The organism is Chromatiales bacterium (assembly GCA_024234935.1).
Lineage (GTDB): Bacteria > Pseudomonadota > Gammaproteobacteria > Steroidobacterales.
On sequence record JACKNI010000004.1, the window covers coordinates 69400 to 91975 of the forward strand.

Here is a 22576-nt window from a genome sequence, read left to right on the forward strand (position 1 = left end):
AAGTTCCGATGACAGCACCCGAGCGGTCCAGGAAAAATCGTCAGCAGCCGCCGCAGGACCTGGCGCGGCGGGTCGGCGCGCTGATTGAAGGGCTGTCCATCGTCCGGGTTCTCAAGGCTGACAACCACGAGATCGTCGTCGAGCTGTCCGACGGCACACGCTTGTTCGTGCGCACCGACGGTGAGTTGGAAATTTCCGTTACCTGAATGAAATTCATCGGGGCATCGTCCCCGCGCGTCGGTGCCTCCCGGAATGACCACCATGCAACAACCACGGAACCCCCTGCACGGCATCACCCTCGAAGTGATGGTCAAGGAACTGGTGGCTTGCCTGGGCTGGGAAGAACTCGGTCGGCGCATTCCGGTTCGCTGCTTCAACAACGATCCGAGCGTGGCATCAAGCCTCACCTTCCTGCGCCGGACACCCTGGGCGCGCAGCAAGGTCGAGGAACTCTATCTCATCATGCAGCGCGAGCGTCGGACCTGACCAGGTTGCTAGCTCTGCCAGAGGGGCTTCGACTGCCCGAACACCACGATCAGGGTCAGATCTTCCTCGATATCGAAGAACGAGTGTTCCGAGGTGGCCTTGACGTAGAGGATGCTGCCCGGTACGGCTTCGTGGTCCTGCCCGGCCACCCGCAACCTGGCGCGACCGCTGATCACGAAATAGACCTCGTCCTCGAGGTGCGGGGCCTGCATGTCGCGGGCGCCGGCCGGCAGCCGGTATACAGCGCAGGACAGGGTCGGGACGCGCAGAAACTCCAGAAACCGGGGTTCCGTGCCAGCCACCCGTGTGGCCAGTTCATCGACCTTGAATACCTGCCAGGCGTCGTCGCTCATGTCTCTCTCCGCATCGCGATGCTTTCATGATCGGCCAAAGCAGGGGCATCGGGCAAGCCACTTTCGGGTCTCTGCGGGCAACAGAGTGATAGCCGTACCCGGCTACACGTATAAACTATGCGGCCCAAAAGCCAGGTGACACACCCGATGCCGCAGGGCAGGGTGTTGAGGAGTTCCAGACCATGAGCAGCGACAAGCGGCCCGCCGGACAGCCGAAACCGGGATTTACCACGCGACAGGTGCATGCCGGTGTAGAGCCTGACCCGTTGACCGGCGCGATTCTCACGCCGATCTACCAGACCACGACCTACGTGCAGGAGTCGGTGGATCGCTATCTGGCCAAGGGTTATTCCTATTCGCGCTCGGCGAATCCCACGGTGCGTGCGCTGGAGCAGAAGCTCACCGATCTCGAGGGCGGCAGCGACTGCATTTGCTTCGGTACCGGCATGGCCGCCATCAACGGTCTGTTCCTCGCCTTTCTGAGTGCCGGCGATCACGCAATCGTTTCGGATGTGGTCTATGGTGGTACATACCGGCTGAGCACGAAGATTTTCTCCCGTTTCGGTGTGGAGTTTTCCTTCGTGGATACTTCCGATACCGACGCCGTGCGCAAGGCGATCCGCGGCAACACGAAGCTGATCCTCACCGAGACGCCGGCCAACCCCACGCTCAAGCTCACCGATCTGCAGGCGGTTTCCGTTCTGGCACGCGAGCGCGGGATTCCGCACGCCGTGGATAACACTTTCCTGACCCCGTACTACCAGCGGCCGCTGGAACTGGGCGCGGACATGGTCGTACACAGCACCACGAAGTATTTCGACGGGCACAACGCCACGGTTGGCGGTGCGGTGGTCGTCAGCAATGAGGCGCAGGCGAACGCTATCCGCTTCATCATGAATGCGACCGGCATGATCATGTCGCCGCAGGTGGCCTGGCTGACCTTGCAGGGCTGCAAGACCCTGTCGGTGCGCATGGACCGGCAGGCAGCGAATGCGATGGCGATTGCGAAGTATCTGGAGTCGCACCCGAAGGTCGCACAGGTCGGCTACCCTGGGCTCAAGAGCTTTCCTCAGCATGAACTGGCCAGGCGCCAGGCTTCCGGTTTCGGCGCGATGATCTGGTTCGAGGTCAAGGGTGGCATGGCGGCCGGCAAGACGCTGATGGATCGCATCAAGCTGTGGACGCTGGCCGAAAACCTCGGTTCCGTGGAGTCCCTGATCACCCACCCGGTGACCATGACCCATGCGGATGTGGAGGAGGCCGAGCGACGCCGGGTCGGGATCACCGATGGCCTGGTACGCCTGTCGGTGGGCCTGGAAGATGCCGACGACCTGATCTACGCACTGCGCAAGGCCCTGGGAGATTGACCGGCGGGGCTTGAAAATGCCGGCATCGTCCCTACATCTGCCTCATGCGCGACGCGCCTTGCGTGGCGCGACAACCCCTGAGGAGGATGCAGTATGACGCTGGTAAGTTGGAGCCCCTTGCGCGAACTGGACGACCTTTTCAATCAGTACAGCCGTGTACTGGGCCGCTCGGCGACACCCGCTGCCGAAGCGCGCGAGAGCGGCGTTGAATGGCGGCCGGTGGCCAATATCTCGGAGACGCCTGATGCCTACCTGATCCGGGCCGAGTTGCCGGAGGTCGAGAAGAAAGATATCGATGTTTCGGTACACGAGGGCGTGATCACGATTCGCGGTGAACGTCGGCTGGAGACCCGCGAAGACAAGGAAAAGCATCACCGGATCGAGTCGTTTTATGGCAGCTTTGCCCGCAGCTTCAGTCTGCCGGCGGATGTCGATGAGGCGAAGATCCAGGCCGATGCGAAGGACGGTGTGCTGACGGTGCGCCTGCCGAAGACCGAGGCGAAGAAGCCGAGACCCATTGAGGTCCAGGTGCGCTGAAGAAAAGGGAGCGAAAGCTCCCTTTTTATTCGCTGCTGCGCTGCTTCGTTTGACTTATGCAGATGCGGTTTGACCGAATCTGTTTTTGCTTTCTGATCCACGTCTGAAAGGTGAACACCGTCGGTGTTCACCACCCGTCACCCGGCTAAGGTTGCCCCAGGTTGAGGAATCGCAATGGGCCGCGGTTTCGCTTCAGGTGGTAACGCATGAGTTTTTTCCGTGCAATTCTCGTATCTGCCCTGCTGCTGCAGGCGGGGGCCGCGGTGGCAGATGAGACCGACGGTGTGGCTGCTGCGAGGTTTTCAGCAGGCATGCAGATTCCGGTGCGAGTTGCGAAAGATCCGGTGCTGGGTTATCTGCCGGCGCTGCTTCCGCAGCCCCGGGAAAATTTGCCGTCTGACCAGAGTGGCCTCGATGAAGTGGTGACGGTGAGTACGCGGGAATTCGAGATCCGGCACCTGCTCAGTGTTTTTCTGGAGCAGAGTACTGCGACGGTACGCCGGGTCGGTGGGGCTTTCCTGCCCGAGGAACCACAACCGGGCCTGCAGTTCCGTATCGATCCCGCTACCGATGAAGTCTATGTTGGCTGGCGTTTCAAGTTCTGAGCCGCATCCGGATTTCCTGCTCCTGACCATCCGCGCCGACACCCCCGGCGGCAAAGCACCGGTACAATGAGCCGATAGCGCCATTTTCCGGCGCGCAGGGGGCGTTGCACTGTCCATGCCCGTTTCGCGGCTTCCATCCATGCGCCTTGTTTCCGGAATGCCGGGACTGCTGCTCGTCCTGCTCGGCGTCTGCGGCACGGCTGCGGGAGCGGATATCGCTGCAGCGCCGTTGCGCGACCAGTTTGGCAATACCGATAGTCTGGCCAGCCACCAGGGCAAGGTGGTCGTTGCGATAGTGGTCGATGTGCGGCGACTGTCGACAATTCAGCGTTGGGGAGAAGAGCTGGGAAAACGCCACCCCGATCTGCATTTTCTGAATGTGGCCGAAATGCCGGCCGAGGGTCGGGTCGACATAGCCCGGGTAAATGCAACCGTGCAGAAGCGGGTGCCAGCTACCGTGCCGGTACTCATCGATATCGAGCGTCGCTGGGCGACCGGTTATGGCCTGGATACGGCCGCACCGAACCTGCTGGTTTTTGATCGCGAGGGCAAACTGGCTGGCCAGGTGCGCGGCCGCTTCAGTGCTGAACGGGCTGCCGGCATCACGGCCATCATCGAAGCCCTGCTTGCACAATGAGCGGCACGACGAACAGTGATGTGCTGCTGGTCGGTGGCGGACTCGCCAACTGCCTGATCGCGCTCCGGCTGCACGCGTTGCGGCCGGATCTCCGGGTGACCCTGCTCGAAGCAGGCCCCGCACCGGGTGGCAATCACACCTGGTCTTTTCATGGCAGCGACCTGCAGGCGGCGGAACGCGAGTGGTTGCTGCCGCTGGCCAGCCATTCCTGGCAGCACTATGAGGTGTGTTTCCCGGAACGGCAGCGACGCATTTCCGGGGCGTACTACTCGCTGAGTTCGGAAAGACTGAAGCAGGCGGTGATGGCCTTGCCTGGCGTAGATATCCGCTGTGGCGTACGAGCCGTGCAGCTCGGGCCGCAGGCGGTGCAGCTTGACGACGGACAGACGCTTCGCGCCGGACTGGTGATCGACGGGCGCGGAGCCGGGGCAGGTGACAGCGCGGGACTGGTGCTGCGCTACCAGAAATTCCTCGGTCAGGAGCTGGTACTCGCGGGCCCTCACGGCCTGACCGGTCCGTTGCTCATGGATGCAACCGTGGCGCAGGCAGACGGTTACCGCTTCGTCTACCTGCTGCCCTTCGGTCCTGACCGGCTGCTGGTTGAAGACACGTACTACAGCGATACGCCGGCGCTCGATGCGCCTGCGCTGCGACTTAATATCAACAGCTATGTACGGGCGCGGGGCTGGGTGGTGCAGGCGATGACTCGGGAAGAACGCGGCGTACTGCCAATCGTGCTCGATGTGGAATTCGACCTCTTCTGGCCACCGGCCGATGCGACCTTGCCGCGTGCGGGCCTGCACGCCGGGCTGTTCCATCACACCACCGGCTATTCACTGCCGGAAGCAGCATCGCTCGCCGATGACCTGGCCGGTGTCACCGATCTGCACAGTGCGAACATCGGCCCCAGGATCCGTGACCGCGCCCGGCGTCGCTGGCAGGAGCAGCGCCTGTACCGGATGCTGAATCGCATGCTGTTTCTTGCCGCCGCTCCCGGGGAGCGCTACCGCGTGCTGCAGCATTTCTACCGCTTGCCGCAGCCGGTGATCGAACGGTTTTATGCCGGCAGGACCAGCATCAATGACGCCCGGCAGATCCTCAGCGGCCGGCCACCAGTGCCGGTGATTCGTGCCTTGCGCAGTCTGCTGCCCTCGGCTGTCGGGGGAGGTGCGGCATGAGGCCTGCACCCGCCGTTGCGGTCATCGGTGCGGGCTTCGGCGGCCTGGCGCTGGCCATCCGGCTGCAGTCAGCCGGCATACGCACCATCCTGCTGGAGCGGCGTGACCGGCCCGGCGGTCGCGCCTACGTCTATGAGCAGGATGGCTTCCGCTTCGATGCCGGCCCAACCGTGGTCACCGCACCGAATGCGATCGAGGAGCTGTTCGAGCTCGGCGGCAGGGCAATCGGCGACTATGTGGAGATGCTGCCGGTCGATCCCTTCTACCGCCTGATCTGGCAGGACGGGGTCAGCCTGGACTACAACGCCGATGTGGATGCGGTAGCGAGCGCGATAGCGCGCATCAATCCCGCTGATGCAGACGGTTACCGCCGCTTTCTGGAATTTTCCGAAGCCGTTTTCCGCGAGGGCTATCTGAAACTGGGTACCGTCCCCTTTCAGGATGTATGGAGCATGGTGCGGGTGGTGCCGCAGCTCATTCGCCTGAAGAGTCACCGCTCGGTTTACGGTGTCGTGTCGGATTTCATGCGCGATCCCCATCTGCGCCAGGCCTTCAGCTTTCAGTCGCTGCTGATCGGCGGCAATCCGTTCCACGTACCGTCCATCTATGCGCTGATCCATGCACTGGAGCGTCGCTGGGGGGTGTACTTCCCGCGTGGTGGTACCGGCGCGCTGGTCGAGGCTCTGGCAAAGCTGTTCCAGGACCTGGGTGGTGAAATCCGTCTCAACTGCCCGGTCGAAGAGATACAGGTACGCAACGGTGTCGTGACTGGTGTGGCGGTATCCGGAGGGAGCAGCATCATGGTTGATGCGGTAGCGAGCAATGCCGATGTGGTGCATACCTATGCCAGCCTGCTGGCTGGTACCGATCGTGGGCGGGCGATGGCAAAACGCCTGGCTCGCGGTCGGTACAGCAGTTCCCTGTTCGTCGTGCATTTCGGCCTGAAGCGGCAGTATCCCGAGATCGCCCATCACACGGTGTTGTTCGGTCCGCGTTACCGGGAACTGCTGGCGGACATCTTCGAGCGGGGCATACTGGCAGACGATTTTTCCCTGTACCTGCACAATCCATCCGCCAGCGATCCGACTCTCGCGCCACCGGGTCACGCCGGCTTTTATGCGCTGGCGCCCGTGCCGAACCTCGGCAAGGCGCCGATCGACTGGAGCACGATGGGCCCCGTGTATCGGGACCGGATCCTGAGCGCCCTCGAGAAGCAGCTGATGCCCGGACTGCGCGAAAACCTGGTCACATCAAGGATCTTCACGCCGGAAGATTTCCGGACCGAGCTCAATGCCCACCTCGGTTCCGCATTTTCGCTGGAGCCGGTACTCACGCAGAGCGCCTGGTTTCGGGTGCACAATCGCGACGACCGGATCCGCAACCTCTACTTTGTCGGTGCCGGTACCCATCCGGGCGCTGGTATTCCCGGCGTGGTGGGTTCGGCGAAGGCGACGGCCGGACTGATGCTTGCCGATCTCGGGGTGCGTTGATATGGATGCAGTCGTCGCCAACAGCAGGGAAATGATCCGTCTGGGTTCACGGAGCTTCGCGTTGGCGGCGAAGCTCTTCGATGCCGATACGCGGCACCACGCCTACATGCTCTATGCATGGTGCCGCTACTGCGACGACCAGATCGACGGGCAGAATCTCGGCATGCATTCGGCGCCCGAATCAGCGAGGCCGCAGCCTGCGCCTGGTCCGGGATCCGCTCCGCATGATCCTGCAGTGCGACTGGAACACCTGCGTACGGCAACTCGCCGGGCTTTTGCCGGAGAAAGCCTTGCGGACCCGGTCTTCATCGGCTTGCAGCGGGTCAGCAAGGATTGCGGGATTCCGGAGCGCCATGCGCTGGAGTTGCTGGCCGGATTCGAAATGGATGTGAGCGGCCACGAGTACCGCAGCTTTGACGATACCCTGCTGTACTGCTATCGGGTCGCCGGCGTGGTCGGGGTGATGATGGCGCAGATCATGGGCGTGCGCGATGCTCCCACCCTGCAGCGGGCAGCGGATCTGGGCATCGCTTTTCAGCTGACCAATATTGCCCGGGATGTGCTCGATGATGCCGGCAACGGACGATGCTATCTGCCTGCATCGTGGCTGGCCGAGTCGGGGATTTCTTCCCTGACGCTGAGTCGCCCCGAAAACCGTCCGGCAGTTGCGCGTGTGGTGGCCCGTCTGCTGGATGAGGCCGAGCGCTATTACCGGTCGGCAGATTGTGGCCTCAAGGCGCTGCCTTTCAGGTCGGCGTGGGCGGTGGCAGCTGCGTTGGGTATCTACCGCGCGATCGGCCGGCTGGTGACCGGACGCGGTGTGCGCGCCTGGGACAGCCGGGTCGTCGTCAGCACGCCGCGCAAACTCCGGGAACTGGTGGTCGGTGCCGGATCCGCGCTGCGTGCGGTCGTGTTCGACCGGTGGCTCACCAGCATGCCGCGGTCCCGCGATCTCTGGACCATTCCCGAACCCTGATGACCACCGGCCTGTCGTCTGTGTCCCGTGATATCCGGGTGCTTTTTGCCGCGCGGATCGTACGACTGTTCGCCTATGGTTTCGTATCGGTGGTGCTGGCGCTCTACCTTGCCGCGCGCGGACTCAGCGACTGGGGTATCGGCCTGCTGCTTTCAGCGACCCTGCTGGGTGATGCGGCGATCACGCTCTGGCTGACCACCATCGCCGATCGCTTTGGCCGGCGACGAATTCTGCTGCTCGGCGCAACACTGATGGTGCTGGCCGGCACGGTATTTGTCCTGACCGATGAGCCCCTGTTGCTGGCGCTGGCGGCAATCATCGGTGTCATCAGTCCAAGCGGATACGAGATCGGTCCGTTTCTTTCCGTCGAGCAGGCAGCGCTGACAGGTCTTGTTCCCGGCCGGAACCGCACCCGCTTGTTCGCCTGGTATCACCTCGCCGGATCACTCGCGACCGCGGCGGGCTCGCTGGCCGGCGGCTGGCTCGCATTCGGCTTGCAGAAAACGGGCATGACGGCACTCGGCGCCTATCAAAGCGTGTTGACGACCTACGCCGTGCTTGGCGGTGTGCTGGTGTTGCTGTTCCTGCGCCTGTCCGCGCAGGTTGAAGTACAGGTGGCAGCGGACTTGCCGCAACGGCGCTTTGGCCTGCACCGTTCGCGCGGTGTGGTGATGCGTCTCAGTGCGCTGTTTGCCGTCGACGCCTTTGCCGGCGGCTTCGTGATCCAGAGCCTGCTCGCCTACTGGTTTTATCTGCGCTTCGGGATCAGTGAAGCGGTACTGGGCAGCGTGTTCTTCGTTGCCAACCTGCTGGCCGGCATGTCGGCACTGCTGGCCAGCCGTCTGGCGGCGCGCTTCGGCCTCATCAACACGATGGTCTTCACGCATCTGCCCTCGAACATCCTGTTGTGCCTGGTGCCCTTCATGCCGACCCTGTCCTGGGCGCTTGCCGTGCTGCTGGTGCGTTTCACGATTTCGCAGATGGATGTGCCGACGCGACAGTCCTACACCATGGCGGTGGTCGACCCGGACGAACGCTCGGCGGCTTCCGGGATTACCACGATTGCGCGTTCGCTGGGCGCGGCGCTGTCGCCGGCACTCAGCGGGGCACTGCTGGCCACGTCACTGCACGCGCCATTCCTGCTGGCCGGCGGCCTCAAGATCATTTACGACCTCGCGCTCTGGCGCAGTTTCAGGGCGCTGAAACCGGGCGAAGAATAGGGGCAGCCTTGTCGAAGGATCTGCCCCGTCCGGGCAAGTGGCCCGATACGTTGGACGTTTTCAGGACTGGCGTTTGCCGACAATTCCCGACTTGCCGAAGAAGCCTGCCGCAACCGTGCCTTCCAGCGAGTCGCCGTCGATGACGACTTCACCGTTCATCTTCATCGGAAACGGCGAGGTCATCTCCATCTGCCAGGTGAATGTGTTGCCGTCCAGCTTGCCATTGGTGAGTTCAATGGTCCCCAGCATGTTGGTGCTCGTGCCGGTGACGACATTGCCGTCGCTTTTCAGGTCCATCACGGACGGCTGGTCGCCCATCGGCGTCTTGCTGATGCAGTCCCACTTTCCATCGATGCTGCTCATGGTGATTCTCTCTCCTGTGCTGTCTGGATGCCGGGCCGGTGTCGCGCGGCGCCGTTTGCATGATCCGGTTATTGGATTCCGGAACAATTGACCTGAGTCATGGAGGAAATCCCTCGTGCCGTTTACGCCCCTGTGCGACTTCAGTGCTGCACGAGGCGGCGGGCGAGCAGGTGGCTGATCGCGAGGGCCAGCAGTCCGGTGAGGAACAGGCCGGCGCAACGTGGCAGCAGGGCCAGCAAGGGCTCGCCGCGCCAGAACAGGCCGCTGTAGGCTTCGAGTGCCCAGGTGTTGGGTGTGATCCAGCCCAGTGTTTGCAGCCAGGCCGGCATGAAGAAGCGCGGCACCATGCTGCCGCCGACAGCCGACATGATGAGAATCACGACCGTGGGCAGGATCTGCGCCTGGGCGCGTGTGCGGCAGGCCGTGACGAGGAGGAGACCCAGACCTGCGGCGAGCACTGCAGCGCTGAAGGAGATCAGCAACCATGCGCCGAAGTTGCCGGGCACATCCACGCCATAGAGCAGCCAGGCGACCGCAAAGATCACCGTGCCCTGCACCATGCCTTGCACTACCAGGAAAATGAATCGGCCATTCACCACGACCGTCATGCCGCCCGGCCCGGCGGCGATGCGGTCGAGAATGCCTGCCGCCTGGTCGTCGAGTATGCCCACCGCATTCTGGGCGGCGGCAAACAGCAGGAACATGAAGGCCACCGCGCCGGCATAGTAGGCGATGTGGTTGAGTGCGGCCGTCTGTCCGGCGACGTTCTCGTGTTCCAGCAGTTCCTCGAAAGACCAGCCGCCGCGCTGTCCTTTACTGGCCGATTCGCGCAGCTCGGCCAGACCCGTATCTATTTCTGCCTGCTGCCGGGGTGAAAACTCCGTGAACTCGGTGCCGATGAGTTCGGCAACACGGCCGATGGCAAGATCCGGCAGCGCTTTAAAGTAGGCGCGTTGCAGTTGCCCGCTCAGCACCGTGGCGGCCACATTGCGCGAGGGATCGACAAGCAGCAGCAGTGGCGGGGCAGCGAGACCTGCCGCCGTCGCCAGCGATTCACCGTCGGCGCGCACGATCAGCGCGACGTCGGCGGTGCCCCTGCGTACCAGGTCGAGCGCCGCGTTGCGGTCGGGTACACCGGGAATGACGGTTACGGTCGCTTCGCTGTTCAGCGCCGCAAGCAGGCGGATCGAGTCGGCGCTTTGCACTTCGTCGACGATGGCGACATGGACCTGGACCTGGTCGCTGGCCGCAGTGGCGAAGATTTCTGCAAAGATGAGGAAGAACACCGCCGGCACGAACAGGCTGAGCAGCAGCGCGCCACGATCATGCAACAGCTGGAGCAGGGCCGCCCTGAAGATCGTCAGCGTCATTCGTGCGGCACCTGTCCGGTGAGTTCGATATAGACACCGTGCAATCCCGGTTGCCGGATGCGCAGTTCGGCGATGTCTGCACCGGCGTTGATGAGCTGGCTGCGCAGTTCCGGCAAGTGCTCGAGACCGCTGCCCAGGCGACCGATCCAGACCCGCGCTTCGTTGGTCGGTGCCAGCCTGGCGTCGCGCAATGCGTCGCGGATCGACGGGGCAGGTTCCGCCGCCAGCATCAGCACGATTTCCTGGTCGCTGCCGAACAGCCGGCCGATCAGCCGTGCGAGGCTGTCCTCGGCGCGTACCGCCCCTGCAGACATCAGTGCGACGCGATCGGCCAGCGCTTCTGCCTCGACCAGGTCGTGGGTCGTCATGATCAGGCTCATGCCGGTCTTCCGCAGCCGGTCGAGTACCTGGTGTACTTCACTGCGTGCGACCGGATCAAGTCCGACCGTCGGCTCATCGAGCAGCAGCAGGTCCGGGCGGTGCAGGGTGCCGGCCGCGATGTTGATCCGGCGCTGCATGCCGCCGGACAGGGTGGAAACCACATCGCCGGCACGTGCAGCGAGGCCCGACCACTCGAGCGTGTCGGCCACGGCGACTTGCAGGTCGGTTCGTTGCAGGCCGGCCAGTCGGCCAAACAGTTCCAGATTGTGGCGCACGCTGAGCTGGGTCCAGAGTGCGATCGACTGCGGCACAAAACCGGTCCGGCGCCGGACTGCCGGGTCCGCCGGATCGCCGCCAGCGATGCGGATGCTGCCGTCATCAAGCCGGATGCGGCCGCAGAGCGCACGCAGCAGCGTGGTCTTGCCTGCACCGTTCGGCCCGAGCAGCACGAGGATCTCGCCGCTGCAGGCGGTCAGGTCAGCGCCGGAGAGCGCGGCGTGTACGCCAAAGCGGCGCCGCGCCGAGCGCACCACCACCAGGGGTTCGCCGCGAGGAAGTGCTGACACGGAGCGCGCGGCTCAGAGGCCGAAGCGCGCAAACAGATCGCGTTTCGGGCCGGGCAGGCGAGCCTTGAGAAAGCGGCCCAGCAGTTTTCCGGTGGTCATCCAGGCGATACGCCGGCCGCTTTGCCGGTTGTCGAGCATCTGCTCGACCAGCCAGGGTGTCGAGGTTTCCACATAGTCGCAGAGGATGTTGAGGATGGGCCGGATCTTCTGCCACTCCGCAGGATCGATCTGCTTCTGTTCCTCAAACCAGTTCTCGGTGATGAGCATGCCGGGGCTGATGGCGCCGATGATGATGTCAGGGTTCTTGTTCTCCTGAACGAGATACCTGGTCAGCAGCCAGTCGGCAGCTTTCGTGGCGCTGTACACGCCCATGTTCGGTGTGAGCCGCTTGCCATCGAAGCTGCCGCCGAGCATGTTGTAGAGGGCCCCAGACCCCTGCTTTCCAAAGCCCTGAATCGCTACCTGCGAGCCGAACACGCTGCCCTTGAAATTTCCATCGACCAGCGTGTGCACCAGGTCCTCGGGCATTTCGTGCACTTCGTAACGCGAGCTCGCGCGGCCGGCATTGTTGATCCAGAAGTCCACGCGGCCGAAGCTGGTGACGGCATGGTCCCACAGCGCCTGTACATCGGCCTTGCGGGTGACATCGCAGGTCGTGCCGGCGACTCTTGCCGGCCCGGTCGAGGCCAGTTCGCTGACCGCCTTGTCCACATCCGCCTGCTTGCGGCTTGAAACCACGACGTTGTGTCCGCGCTTCAGGAATTCAACGGCGAGGCCACGACCGATGCCGCGCGTGCTGCCCGTTATGACGACGTTCACCGTGTGGCCTGCTTCCGGCAATCGTCGAGAATGCGATCCAGATGGTTGGCGGTGATCTGCTGCCACTCGAGCTTCATCCATGGGCTGAAGCGCTCGGGACTGGCTGCAATTTCGAGATCCAGGTCGGCCGGTGTAATCCAGCGGATCGCGGCGATTTCCAGAGGGTCGGTGAGGATGGTCCCGGACGCGTGGCCGGCATAGACGTAGCACAGCTCGTGCTCGGAACCGACGCTGCCGAAGGCTGCCTGATAGCGAAACTTGTACAGGAAGCCGAGCCGGCACTCGAGGCGCAGTTCTTCCCGCACGCGGCGCTTTGCAGCCCCCTCGGTGGTTTCACCCGGTCGCGGATGACTGCAGCAGCTGTTGGACCAGAACCCGGGCCACAGCATCTTGCCCGCCGCGCGTTCCTGTATCAGGACCTTGCCGTCGGCATCAAACAGAAACACCGAGAAGGCGCGGTGCAGGATACCTGCACCCAGATGGCATTCGGTTTTTGCCATGGTGCCGATCTCGCGGTCTTCCTCATCGACCAGTATCAGCTGGTCTTCCGTCACCGCAGTTTGCGCCAGACCGCTCACGACTTCCTGCCTGCGGTGACGGTCATGGTGCGGAATCCCTGACGTTCGATGGCAGTCTGAATATCCATGTTGTTGTCGTTGCAAAGGGCGATCATCGCGCCGCCGCCGCCGCCGCCGGTCAGTTTGGCACCGGCTGCACCGGCCTTGCGCGCAAGGCCGATCAGCCGTTCGAGTTCCGGGGTTGATACCTGCAGTGCATTCAGCAGGCCCTGGTTGATGTTCATGAGGTCACCAAGCGTAGCGATATCGTTGTCCTGGATTGCCGAGACTGCCTGCAGTACCAGCGCGTCGATGTCATCGAATATTTTTTCATAGAGACGCGGGTTGCGTTGCCGTGCTTCGGCGACACTGGCCACGGTACGGGCGGTGAGGCCCTCGTGGTGCGTCATGCCGACGACCAGCTTCAGTGGTGCAGGAATATTCAGCGTTTCGATCAGCGGTGGTGCGCCGCGACGGTAGACCAGCGGTGTGCCCAATGTGGCCATGGTGTTGTCGATGCCGCTGGGCTGGCCATGCGCGATCTGTTCCGACAGCCAGGCCAGTTCGTTCACTTCCGTATCGCCGAGACCAAGCCGGAAATGCAGGTCCAGCGCGCGGACGATCGCCACAGCCAGGGCTGCCGAGCCGCCGAGACCCATGCCGCGCGGCACATCCGGAAACACTTCGATGCGCAGCTTGCGTGTCGCGAGGCCCAGCTTGTCGAGAATCGCACCGGCCGCGCGTTCAAAGGAACGGCGCTGCTCGGCGGGTTTGGCGAGCTGGTATTCGACGCCCCAGCGCGGGATCAGCAGTTCGACGCCACGTTCACCATCCTCGACGACCGCGCGGATGGTGAGGGGGATCGGCAGCGCGATGGCATGCCGGCCATGCACCACGGCATGCTCACCGAGCAGGATGACCTTGCCGTAGCCGATGCCGACGCCGGCCTCTGGTTCACGCCGCGTGGACGTGCCGGCAACGGGAGCCGGCTGCCGGACCTCGGCAAGGATCTGCTCTGCTTTCCATACCTTGATCTCGCCGCTCTGGAGGACGCGCTCGAGCACTTCGTTGAACAGCTCCGGCGGCGCACCGGCGGCCTTGACCACGCTGCGTGCGTGCAGCGTCATGTGGCCGGTCTGGATGCCATCGGTGGCCAGCGCGCGCAGCGCGGCGAAGTTCTGCGCCAGGCCCACCGCGGCCATCACCTCGGCGAGCTCGGTGGCGGTCTCGGCACCGAGCAGGCGCAGGTTCATCGCCACGCCGGGGTTCGACTCGAGAGGGCCGCCGACGATGCCGACCTTCATCGGCATTTCGATGCGCCCGCAGAGGTTGCCGGCTTCATCCTTCCACCACTCGGTGAGCGAGCCATAACGCCCGTGACGTGCCGCATAGGCGTGCGCGCCGGCTTCGATGGCACGCCAGTCGTTTCCGGTTGCGAGCGCCACGGCATCGACGCCGTTCATGATGCCCTTGTTATGCGTCGCCGCCCGGTAGGGATCGGCGTGGGCAAAATCGGCTGCGATGATGATGCCGTCGCGTACCCGTTCACCGGCATAACCCTTGCCGGCCAGTTGTGCCACCGGCAGCACGACTTCCGCGCGTGCGAGGGCCCGGTCGGCAAGATTCGACAGGATGCGCAGGAACACGGTGCCTTCGGTGATCTGCTCGATCAGCGAGGCCACGCCCTCGCACATGCCGTTGACGAGATTGGCGCCCATCGCATCGCGGGTATCGACGAGCAGGTGCACGACCAGCATCTCGCCGGGCATCGAGCGCAACGGATAGGAGCGTACTTCCAGATCTACCGCGCCGCCACCGCGCGCCACCATCCGCGGATGGAAGCTGTTGGCCAGGTCGAGAATTTCCTGCTTGCGTTCGAGCACGGCGGCATGGGCTGCCGGCAGGTTGGGTACCTCCAGTACCTGGATCTGGCCGATCAGGATCGGCGGGGTGGAGGAGGTGGCAAAACCACCGGATTCACGCGCCAGCTTGGCGGTTGCGCTGATGGCAGCGACGATCGAGGGTTCCTCGACCGCCATCGGCACCACATAGTCCTTGCCGTTGATCAGGAAGTTGAGGCCGAGGCCGATGGGGATGCCGAGTACGCCGATGACGTTCTCTATCATCTTGTCGGCGGCTTGCAGGTCGAGCGTCGTCTGGCCGCTGGACAGGCGGTCAAAATCAGCATCGCTGAGCAGGCCGCGTTCGTGTACGGCGCGTACGCGTTCGGCGACGCTCATCTTGTAGAAGTGCGGGATGCGGGATCGGGTCACGGGGCGCCCTTCGGTGACTGTTCAGGATTGGCGGTCTACAGGCGCTCCGCATGGCCGCGAATGCGCACCATAACCGTATCAGGAATGCCCGCGCGCTGCCACGTTTCCGGGCTGTATCAGGCTGCCCCGTTGCATTTCGCCGACGCTGTCCGGGGCGTTAACATGATCCCGGTTTCAGGCAGCAGGTGGCGGCATGGCGGATGACAGGGTCTGGCTGAAGGAGTATCCACCCGGTGTTCCGACCGGCATCGAGCTGGATCCCCGCGAAACGCTGGCAGCGATGCTCGACCGCGCCTGCGCCCGGTACGCGCCGCAACCGGCCTTCAGCAACATGGGCCGCACGCTCAGCTACGCGGAGTTTGATGCATTGACCCGCTGCTTTGCGGCCTGGTTGCAAAGCCTGCCGGAAGTTTCGCCTGGCGATCGCGTCGCCATCATGTTGCCGAACGTGCTGCAGTATCCGGTCGCACTGTTCGGTACCTGGCGTGCCGGTCTGGTGGTGGTCAACGTCAATCCGCTCTACACCGCGAACGAGCTCGAGCATCAGCTCACCGACAGTGGCGCGAAAGTGCTGGTGGTGCTCAGCCAGAGCGCCGGGACCTACAACGAGATAGCGGCGCATACCGGGGTACGGCATGTACTGGTCACCGGTATCGGTGATCTGCTCGGCGCACTGCGCGGTTCGCTGGTCAACTTTGTCGTCCGTTATCTGCGGCGCATGGGTGGCGCTTCGGTGCCGGGCGCTGCGGGCTGGTCAGACGTGATGGCGCGGACTCCGGCGGATTACCGCCCGCCGCCGGCGCTTGCCGGCGACGATCTGGCCTGTCTGCAGTACACGGGTGGTACGACGGGCCGTTCGCGCGGTGCGATGCTCACGCACGGCAACCTGCTTGCCAATGTGCGTCAGATCAACAGCTGGTTTGCCGGCCTCAACGTGCCAGGCGAGGAAATCGTCATCACGCCGTTGCCGCTCTATCACGTGTATGCGCTGACCTGTAACTGCCTCGCCTATCTGGAAATCGGTGCTCACGATGTGCTGATCACCGATCCGCGCGACATGAAGCGCTTCATCGCCGAACTGCGTCGCTGGAAATTCACGGCGATATCCGGTGTGAATACGCTGTACCAGGCGTTGCTGCAGCAGCCGGATTTCGCGAAGGTGGATTTCTCGGCGGTCCGCCTCGTCTCGGCGGGCGGCATGGCCGTGATGCCGGCAACGGCAAAGCGCTGGCGTGAACTTACCGGGACGACAATTCATGAGGGCTACGGACTCTCGGAGACTTCACCGGTGGTCTGTTCCAACCCGGCAAACCAGCGCGAGTTCAACGCGAGCATCGGCCTGCCGCTGCCCGGCACGCTGGTCAGCCTGCGCGATGATGAGGGTGCGGTGGTTGCACCTGGTGAGCCAGGCGAACTCTGCATGCAGGGACCGCAGTTGATGCGCGGTTACTGGAACGATCCGGGCGCAACAGCGTCAGCGATGACCAGTGACGGTTTTTTCCGTACCGGTGATATCGCGAAGATGGATGAGCGCGGCTACTTCTTCATCGTCGACCGCAAGAAGGACATGATTGATGTGGCCGGCCTCAAGGTCTATCCGAACGAAGTCGAGGCCGAGATCACCCGTCATCCGGACGTGATCGAGGCCGCATGCATTGGTATCCCCGATGAGCGCACGGGGGAGGCGGTAAAACTGTTTGTCGTGACGCGGCAGGGCGTCCGTCTCGACAGGGATGAAGTGCGCGAGTTCCTGCGCGAGCGGCTCGCGCCCTACAAGATCCCGCGCCATGTCGAGTTCCGTCAGTCACTGCCCAAGTCGAACGTCGGCAAGATCCTGCGTCGCGAATTGCGCGATCAAGGGGGCGTCCCCTTGATCGTTTCATAAGCGAAACTATGCTGTCCGCGCGCGTTGAATCGCCGTATCGTGTATCCAAGCCCGGGTCCGCACCTTGGGCGAGTTCCTCTTCCAGGGGACAACGACGAAGCCCGCGCAAGCGGGCTTTTTTTATGCGCTGCAGAGACGCAAGAAAATCTGATTAAACATAAATTTGTGGATACGCGCAGCGGAGATCATTTCGGATGTAAATCCATTCTTACACCCGAAAAATGCTCTGTTAGTTTCCTTGTCAACTTCCCTCCACAAAGCAAAACGACTGGGGCGAAGCCGCGGTAAAGATTGCTGGCCGGACTCGGCTGGTAGAGATCCGGACCATCGGTATCTCAGATAGATAGCGACTAAAGGCAAACGAACCGCGACAAAAGAGCGAACGGGGAATCAAAGCCACACCAGGTGCGAGCCTGGGCCGGAAAGCCACGGGTCTGATGCCGAACAGCTGAGTTGTTCAGATCGCCAGGCTGCAAATCCCACAGGCCTATTGTGTATTTTTGAATGGGAGACTTTCAATGAAGACGATAAGACACAGGAAGCTACTTGGACTGGTAGCGGTCCTCGGCGTGCTTGCTGGCGGAGTAGTCAGCGCAGCGCCCACGACCTACACCTTGCAATCAGTGGAGTGGCGATTCGGTATTGTTATCGGCTCAGTGTTCGTCGTTGATAACGGACTGCCCGCCGGTTATACCAATCACCTCGTCGGCACCTGCGACGGTTGTGGTATCGCGACCGCGACGAATGATGGCTTCGGGAATATCGCTCTGGAGCACGGCAGTCTCGCGGCCTATGGAGATACCACGGGCAATGGGCTCTTCACGGTCTGTAACAGCACGACAGTCGGCCAGTGCCCGGTCACGTCAACCGGTGGCTCCAAGATTGGCTTCACTTTCGGCGGCAATGGCACGACCACGCTGACACCTGGCGGCAAGGCAGGTTGGTCAGCCACTGACACGACTGCGCTGATCTGGAACCAGGCCTATTGCATCGACTCAATCGGTGCAAATTGCGGTACTGGCGCCACGAAGGACCAGTTTGGTGGTCCCAATGCGCCTGGCGGGACGATAAACTGGTCCAACGGGGTGCAGGGCAATGGCGCAGCAAGCCTGGTTGATCAGAGCCAACCGACCTCCACTCCTGGCCTCGAACCGTGGAACGTCGGGAACGGTGGGCAGACCGGCTCAGGCGGCAGTGCGGTCAGAAACAGCATGTGCTGCGCCCTGGCCGTCTGGGAAGACGCAACTGGCCTCCACATCACGCGGCAGGTTGACCTGGCGGCATCCTTCCTGCCCAACGTCTTCCAGAGTTACACCCTGAACTATTCGGTTGTCCCGGTACCGGGCGCTGTGTGGCTGTTTGGTTCGGCCCTCGGTGCCCTCGGCTGGGCGCGTCGTCGCGCGGCCTGAGTGCCATCTGACCAGTCGCTGATCAGCTGGTGACCAAGAAACCCCGCTTCGGCGGGGTTTTTCTTTGGGCGCGGCTCTGCCTTGTCGAAGCGGGTCAGTTCATTTGATAATTCGGCGCCTGCAATCCTGTATCGTCGAACGCTTGGCGTTTCTGCCGCGATCGCAAGGAAGAAGTTCGTGCCATACAAGCGGAGATTCAACAAGGCATTGGCACTGGCCGAATTCCAGACCGCACAGGAAATCCAGGCGTTCATCGGCCTGTTTCTCGGGACCCTGGCAGAGCACTTCGGTGGTGAGACGACGCTCAATCACCTGCGCATCGGCAGTTACATCGGGCTGAAGAGTCTCTATGTGGGCGATGCAACCAGCAACAAGGACATTGCCGAGACGCTGGGTATATCCCGCCCGACGGTGTCGCGTATCGTGCATGAATTCATTGAGCAGAAATGGGTGCGTGAGCGAGTGCATCCGGAGGATGGGCGCAGGCGGATCATCGAGATCATGCCTGGTCACCCTGCATCGGACCGCTTCGAGCGCGATTTTCGCCGCCTCCTGAACACGCTCTTGAAGCGTTATGAGGAGCACGGAATCATTATCCTCGATCCCAATAAGCCAGGTTTCTAGCCGAGGCGCGGGACAGGGCGAAACCTTTTCACGCCTTAGCGCGGCGCCAGCGCCCGCTCCGCTGCCGCCCAGTGATCGGCATCGATCCAGGTTGCGGTGAAGCCCAGTTCTTCCTGGGTGACCAGCCGTTCGTGCAATACATGCCGACTTGCCAGTGTGAGCGCCTTGTAGGCACGCAATACCTGTACCGGCCGATCCAGAAACGGCTGGATAAAAGCTGCAGTACAGGCCGTCAGCGTTTCATCGCCGGTACAGACGCGCTGCACCAGACCAAGTTGCAGAGCCTCTCCAGCCGGTATGCGTCGCGATTCCAGCAGTATCTGCAGCCCGCGCGCCGTACCCAGCGCCGCGAGCAGGTCGATACCGCCGCCCCACGCGGTCGTGACATTGAGCTGGGCCTGCAGGAAGCCGAGTTCAGTCCGGGCAGTGGCAATGCGCAGGTCACAGGCCATCGCCAGTTCGGCACCGCCGCCCAGCGCATGCCCGTTGAGTGCGGCGATGACCGGTACCGGAAACTGCCGCACTTGTTGAAGGGCGGCGCGTCCGCGTCGTGACATCGCAAGCGTGTCGGTCTCGCTGCGTACCGCCTCGAGTTCGCGCAGGTCGCCCCCGGCCGCGAAACAACGGTCACCGCTGGCTGTCAGGACCGCGCATTTCAGCGTGGCATCCGTGGCATGTTCCGCGAAGGCATTGCCGATCCGGTCGAGCAGCTCCAGTGACAGCGCATTGCGCTTGTCAGGCCGGTTGATGATGACCCGCAGCGTGTCGCCGCGGCGTTCGGTCAGCAGGATCTTGTCGGTCACCGGATGTCGCTCAGAAGTAGAGTCGCATCACGCATTCGCTGACGCAGGCCGGCCGTTCCTGGCCTTCGACCTCGACGGAATATTCCTCGACGAGTTCGATGCTGCCTTTGGCTTCTTCAGCCGATACCAGCTTGCAGTGGGCACGAATCCGGCTGTCGACCACCACCGCATTCGGAAAGCGCAGCTTGTTGATGCCGTAGTTGATCACGCGCTTTACGCCAGGCACGAGCGGCTTGCTCTCATCCACGAGTCCGCGCAGCAGCGGGTAGAGGGACAGGGTCAGATAACCGTGCGCGATGGTCTTGCCGTATGGCGATTCGCTTGCTGCACGGCGGGGATCGATGTGGATCCATTGTTTATCGCGCGTTGCGGCGGCAAAGGCATCGATCATCGCCTGGTCGACGGTGAGCCAGTCGCTGGTATGAATTTCCTGGCCGACTTTTGACTTCAGGTCGGCAAGCGCTTGGGCGAGGGCCATGTTGAGGAACTCCCTGTCAAGGTATGGCGGGAAAACTGACGCAGTGCAAAGATGCTAGCAGACGTTGTACGGCTGTGCCGGCTCCGGTCAGTTGCCGGGCCGCGGCGTTGCTGCCGCAGGCTATATAATCTGCGCGAAAAGGGGACGCTACCCTTTTCGGGAGTCGCGCATGTCACGGATACCGATCGTCTTGGTCCTCGCTCTGGCGCTTGGCGCCTGCAGCAGTCCGCCAGTCAAGCCACCCTCAGGCAGCAGCGGGAGCGCGCAGGGTTCAGCTTCCGGGTCCCAGGCCGGTTCAACTTCAGGTGCCCGGTCCGGTACTCAGGCCGGCACCCAGGCCGGCACCCAGTCCGGCACTGAGGCGGGTGCAAAAAGCGGACAGGATTCGACTGGCCAGTCGATGGGTAGCGGCGGCGGGTCGGATGCCAGCGATGCTGAAGTGGCCTTTGAAAAATCGCTTGGTGACTTCGATGGCGAAATCGGCGGCGAACGCGCGGCGATGGCCAAGGCGGGCGCCGGCTCGGGGCGCGCTGCCGAAAGTCGCGAGGCGGGCGATTCCTCTGCCGTGAAGGCGGCCGGTCGCGGTATCGCGGTGGACGGGTCGGGAAGCGGTGCTGATCTGCCGTCGCCGCAGGGCCGGGGCGAGGGCCGCCGCGGCGTCGATGCCGGGGATGGTATCGAAGGTGGCATGCCGGCCGGTGCCGAAGAAGGCAGTGAGGCGGGTGCGGGCAAGAACCGGAGTGCTGGCAGTGGCGCGGAGTCGCCGTCCGCCGAGGCCGGCAAGGTGGCGAAGATTCCCGATGACATTCCCACCGACCTGTCGGCTGAAGACCAGGTTGCGAAACAGATCCGCGAGGCGGCACAGGCGGAAACCGATCCGAAGATCCGCGACGCCCTCTGGAACGAATATCGCAAGCAGATGGGACTGAAAACGAAATGAGCCTCGAGCTGTGCTCCTTCACGAACGGGCGCATGCCACGCACGCTGGTGGTATTCCTCTTGCTGCCTTGCTTCATCAGTGCCTGCTCGACCGCTCGTACCATCGACTACAAGGAAGCTGCGCTCGTGCGTGCGGCTGCCGAAGTGCCGGATGCCGAACGCCTCGATGTTGGCATCATCCTCTTCGATCCAGGCACCAGTGCCGACAGTCTGGCCGATGAGAAGAAGCTGATCTTTCCCGATGTGCGCCAGGCAGAGGCGCGTTACATGCCCTATCACCTGAAGACCACGCTTGAGTCCAGCGGCTACTGGGGTTCGGTGTGGGTGGTGCCACAGCGTTCCGATGCGGTGGACCTGACGGTCACGGGGCGCATCGATCTGTCTGACGGACTGGATGTCAGCGTACATATCGGTGCCTGGGATGCCACCGGCCGCGAATGGCTGAACAAGGCCTATACAGTGCAGGTGCCGGAAAAGGCCTATTCGAAAATCCGCGAGCCAGGGCAGGATCCCTATCAGACGCTCTACAACGAAATCGCCAACGACCTGCTGGCGATTCGCCAGAAGATGTCGGCGAGCGAGCTCCGTACGCTGCGCAACGTGGCCGAACTGCGCTACGGGGCGCAGCTCGTACCGGAGGCCTTCGCCGGCCTGCTGGAGCAGGACCGCGCGGGTATCTACAAGCTGCGGCGCCTGCCGGCCACGGACGATCCGATGGTCAGCCGCATGCACGCGGTCAGGGAGCGCGAATACACCCTCGTCGATACCCTGAACGAGTACTACGCCAACCTCTATTACGAAATCGGCAAGCCCTATGAAGACTGGCGCAAGATGTCGCGCGAGGAAGTGATCCGCTATCGGGATCTGAAACGCTCGGCATTCGTGCGCGGTTCGGCGGGTGCACTGGCAATCCTGGCCGCGATCATCTACGAGGGTTCTGGCGGTGATAACAGTGCGATCACCATGACCGGCGTGATGGGAGGCATCGAAGGCATCAAGAGCGGACTGGGCAAGAATACCGAGGCCAACGTCAGCCGCGAGTCGCTGAAGGAACTCGGCGGCTCCTTCAATTCCGAAGCGGAATCCGTGGTCGTCGAAGTCGAAGGCCAGACGCGTCGTCTGACCGGTACGGCCGAGGAGCGCTATCAGGAATGGCGCCGGCTGCTTCGCGAAATCTATTCCGCAGAAACCGGTACCCCTGGCGTCGATGCCGCAGAAGCTGCGGTCATCAGCCCGCCCGCCGGGTAGTTTCCGCAGCGC

Annotated in this window: 24 protein-coding genes and 1 riboswitch; of the genes, 15 read left to right on the top strand and 9 right to left on the bottom strand. The window is 63.0% G+C overall.

Translation table 11 applies throughout. The annotated features are described in order from the left end of the window. The first annotated feature begins 8 nt into the window (after window positions 1-8). The gene (locus H6979_10075; protein ID MCP5140192.1) at window positions 9-206 is read left to right on the top strand and encodes a hypothetical protein; all 198 of its coding nucleotides are present in this window, start codon (window positions 9-11) and stop codon (window positions 204-206) included. 46 nt (window positions 207-252) lie between these two features. Next, window positions 253-486, top strand: coding sequence for a DUF2132 domain-containing protein (locus tag H6979_10080; GenBank protein ID MCP5140193.1), 234 nt, complete (start codon window positions 253-255; stop codon window positions 484-486). Between the two features lie 8 nt (window positions 487-494). Here H6979_10080 and H6979_10085 read toward each other — a convergent pair whose 3' ends face one another. Next, window positions 495-839, bottom strand: coding sequence for a cupin domain-containing protein (locus H6979_10085; protein MCP5140194.1), 345 nt, complete (start codon window positions 837-839; stop codon window positions 495-497). A gap of 182 nt (window positions 840-1021) precedes the next feature. On the opposite strand from H6979_10085, the gene H6979_10090 reads away from it, so the two are divergent. From H6979_10090 to H6979_10125, 8 genes are all read left to right on the top strand, one after another. Next, window positions 1022-2206: a PLP-dependent transferase gene (locus H6979_10090; GenBank protein ID MCP5140195.1), complete on the top strand. Its 1185-nt coding sequence runs from the start codon at window positions 1022-1024 to the stop codon at window positions 2204-2206. Between the two features lie 93 nt (window positions 2207-2299). Next, window positions 2300-2743, top strand: coding sequence for an Hsp20/alpha crystallin family protein (locus H6979_10095; protein MCP5140196.1), 444 nt, complete (start codon window positions 2300-2302; stop codon window positions 2741-2743). Window positions 2744-2949: 206 nt separating this feature from the next. Further along, the gene (locus H6979_10100) at window positions 2950-3348 is read left to right on the top strand and encodes a hypothetical protein (protein MCP5140197.1); all 399 of its coding nucleotides are present in this window, start codon (window positions 2950-2952) and stop codon (window positions 3346-3348) included. Between the two features lie 139 nt (window positions 3349-3487). Then, window positions 3488-3985 (top strand): hypothetical protein, encoded by a 498-nt coding sequence (locus H6979_10105; protein ID MCP5140198.1) that lies wholly within the window; start codon window positions 3488-3490, stop codon window positions 3983-3985. Then, on the top strand, window positions 3982-5163 hold the full coding sequence (gene crtY, locus H6979_10110) for a lycopene beta-cyclase CrtY (protein MCP5140199.1): 1182 nt from the start codon (window positions 3982-3984) through the stop codon (window positions 5161-5163). Before H6979_10105 ends, crtY begins: the two co-directional genes overlap by 4 nt. After that, window positions 5160-6653, top strand: coding sequence for a phytoene desaturase (locus H6979_10115; protein MCP5140200.1), 1494 nt, complete (start codon window positions 5160-5162; stop codon window positions 6651-6653). Before crtY ends, H6979_10115 begins: the two co-directional genes overlap by 4 nt. A 1-nt stretch (window position 6654) precedes the next feature. Continuing rightward, window positions 6655-7629 carry a phytoene/squalene synthase family protein gene (locus H6979_10120; GenBank protein MCP5140201.1) on the top strand — a complete coding sequence of 325 codons (975 nt, stop codon included), beginning with the start codon at window positions 6655-6657 and terminating at the stop codon, window positions 7627-7629. Next, entirely contained in the window at window positions 7629-8849 is a 1221-nt protein-coding gene (locus tag H6979_10125; protein MCP5140202.1) for an MFS transporter, read from the top strand. Before H6979_10120 ends, H6979_10125 begins: the two co-directional genes overlap by 1 nt. 60 nt (window positions 8850-8909) lie before the next feature. Here H6979_10125 and H6979_10130 read toward each other — a convergent pair whose 3' ends face one another. From H6979_10130 to H6979_10155, 6 genes are all read right to left on the bottom strand, one after another. Further along, window positions 8910-9212, bottom strand: coding sequence for a hypothetical protein (locus H6979_10130; GenBank protein ID MCP5140203.1), 303 nt, complete (start codon window positions 9210-9212; stop codon window positions 8910-8912). Between the two features lie 140 nt (window positions 9213-9352). Then, a complete protein-coding gene (locus H6979_10135; GenBank protein ID MCP5140204.1) occupies window positions 9353-10582 on the bottom strand; it encodes an ABC transporter permease in 1230 nt (409 codons plus the stop codon). Further along, a complete protein-coding gene (locus H6979_10140; GenBank protein ID MCP5140205.1) occupies window positions 10579-11529 on the bottom strand; it encodes an ABC transporter ATP-binding protein in 951 nt (316 codons plus the stop codon). Before H6979_10140 ends, H6979_10135 begins: the two co-directional genes overlap by 4 nt. 12 nt (window positions 11530-11541) lie before the next feature. Beyond that, complete coding sequence (locus H6979_10145; protein ID MCP5140206.1) at window positions 11542-12348, bottom strand: SDR family oxidoreductase; 807 nt, start codon at window positions 12346-12348, stop codon at window positions 11542-11544. Continuing rightward, on the bottom strand, window positions 12345-12926 hold the full coding sequence (idi, locus tag H6979_10150; protein MCP5140207.1) for an isopentenyl-diphosphate Delta-isomerase: 582 nt from the start codon (window positions 12924-12926) through the stop codon (window positions 12345-12347). The genes H6979_10145 and idi overlap by 4 nt, the downstream gene beginning before the upstream one ends. Further along, entirely contained in the window at window positions 12923-15178 is a 2256-nt protein-coding gene (locus tag H6979_10155; protein MCP5140208.1) for a hydroxymethylglutaryl-CoA reductase, degradative, read from the bottom strand. The genes idi and H6979_10155 overlap by 4 nt, the downstream gene beginning before the upstream one ends. A 193-nt stretch (window positions 15179-15371) precedes the next feature. Here H6979_10155 and H6979_10160 point away from each other — a divergent pair, with 193 nt between their 5' ends. The 3 genes from H6979_10160 (at window position 15372) to H6979_10170 (ending at window position 19096) form a co-directional block, all read left to right on the top strand. Further along, complete coding sequence (locus H6979_10160; protein ID MCP5140209.1) at window positions 15372-17063, top strand: AMP-binding protein; 1692 nt, start codon at window positions 15372-15374, stop codon at window positions 17061-17063. Window positions 17064-17448: 385 nt separating this feature from the next. Next, window positions 17449-17541: riboswitch (cyclic di-GMP riboswitch) on the top strand. Window positions 17542-17581: 40 nt separating this feature from the next. After that, window positions 17582-18472 (top strand): hypothetical protein, encoded by an 891-nt coding sequence (locus H6979_10165; protein ID MCP5140210.1) that lies wholly within the window; start codon window positions 17582-17584, stop codon window positions 18470-18472. A 177-nt stretch (window positions 18473-18649) separates the two neighbouring features. Then, on the top strand, window positions 18650-19096 hold the full coding sequence (locus tag H6979_10170; GenBank protein ID MCP5140211.1) for a winged helix-turn-helix transcriptional regulator: 447 nt from the start codon (window positions 18650-18652) through the stop codon (window positions 19094-19096). A gap of 35 nt (window positions 19097-19131) precedes the next feature. On the opposite strand, the gene H6979_10175 is transcribed toward H6979_10170, so the two are convergent. Together H6979_10175 and H6979_10180 are read right to left on the bottom strand one after the other, a co-directional pair. Then, a complete protein-coding gene (locus H6979_10175; protein MCP5140212.1) occupies window positions 19132-19899 on the bottom strand; it encodes an enoyl-CoA hydratase/isomerase family protein in 768 nt (255 codons plus the stop codon). Window positions 19900-19909: 10 nt separating this feature from the next. After that, entirely contained in the window at window positions 19910-20377 is a 468-nt protein-coding gene (locus tag H6979_10180; protein ID MCP5140213.1) for a MaoC family dehydratase, read from the bottom strand. 169 nt (window positions 20378-20546) lie between these two features. Between H6979_10180 and H6979_10185 the strand changes: the two genes are divergently transcribed. Both H6979_10185 and H6979_10190 read left to right on the top strand, forming a co-directional pair. Next, entirely contained in the window at window positions 20547-21317 is a 771-nt protein-coding gene (locus H6979_10185) for a hypothetical protein (protein ID MCP5140214.1), read from the top strand. Further along, entirely contained in the window at window positions 21314-22564 is a 1251-nt protein-coding gene (locus H6979_10190; protein MCP5140215.1) for a hypothetical protein, read from the top strand. Before H6979_10185 ends, H6979_10190 begins: the two co-directional genes overlap by 4 nt. The last annotated feature ends 12 nt before the right edge of the window (window positions 22565-22576 follow it).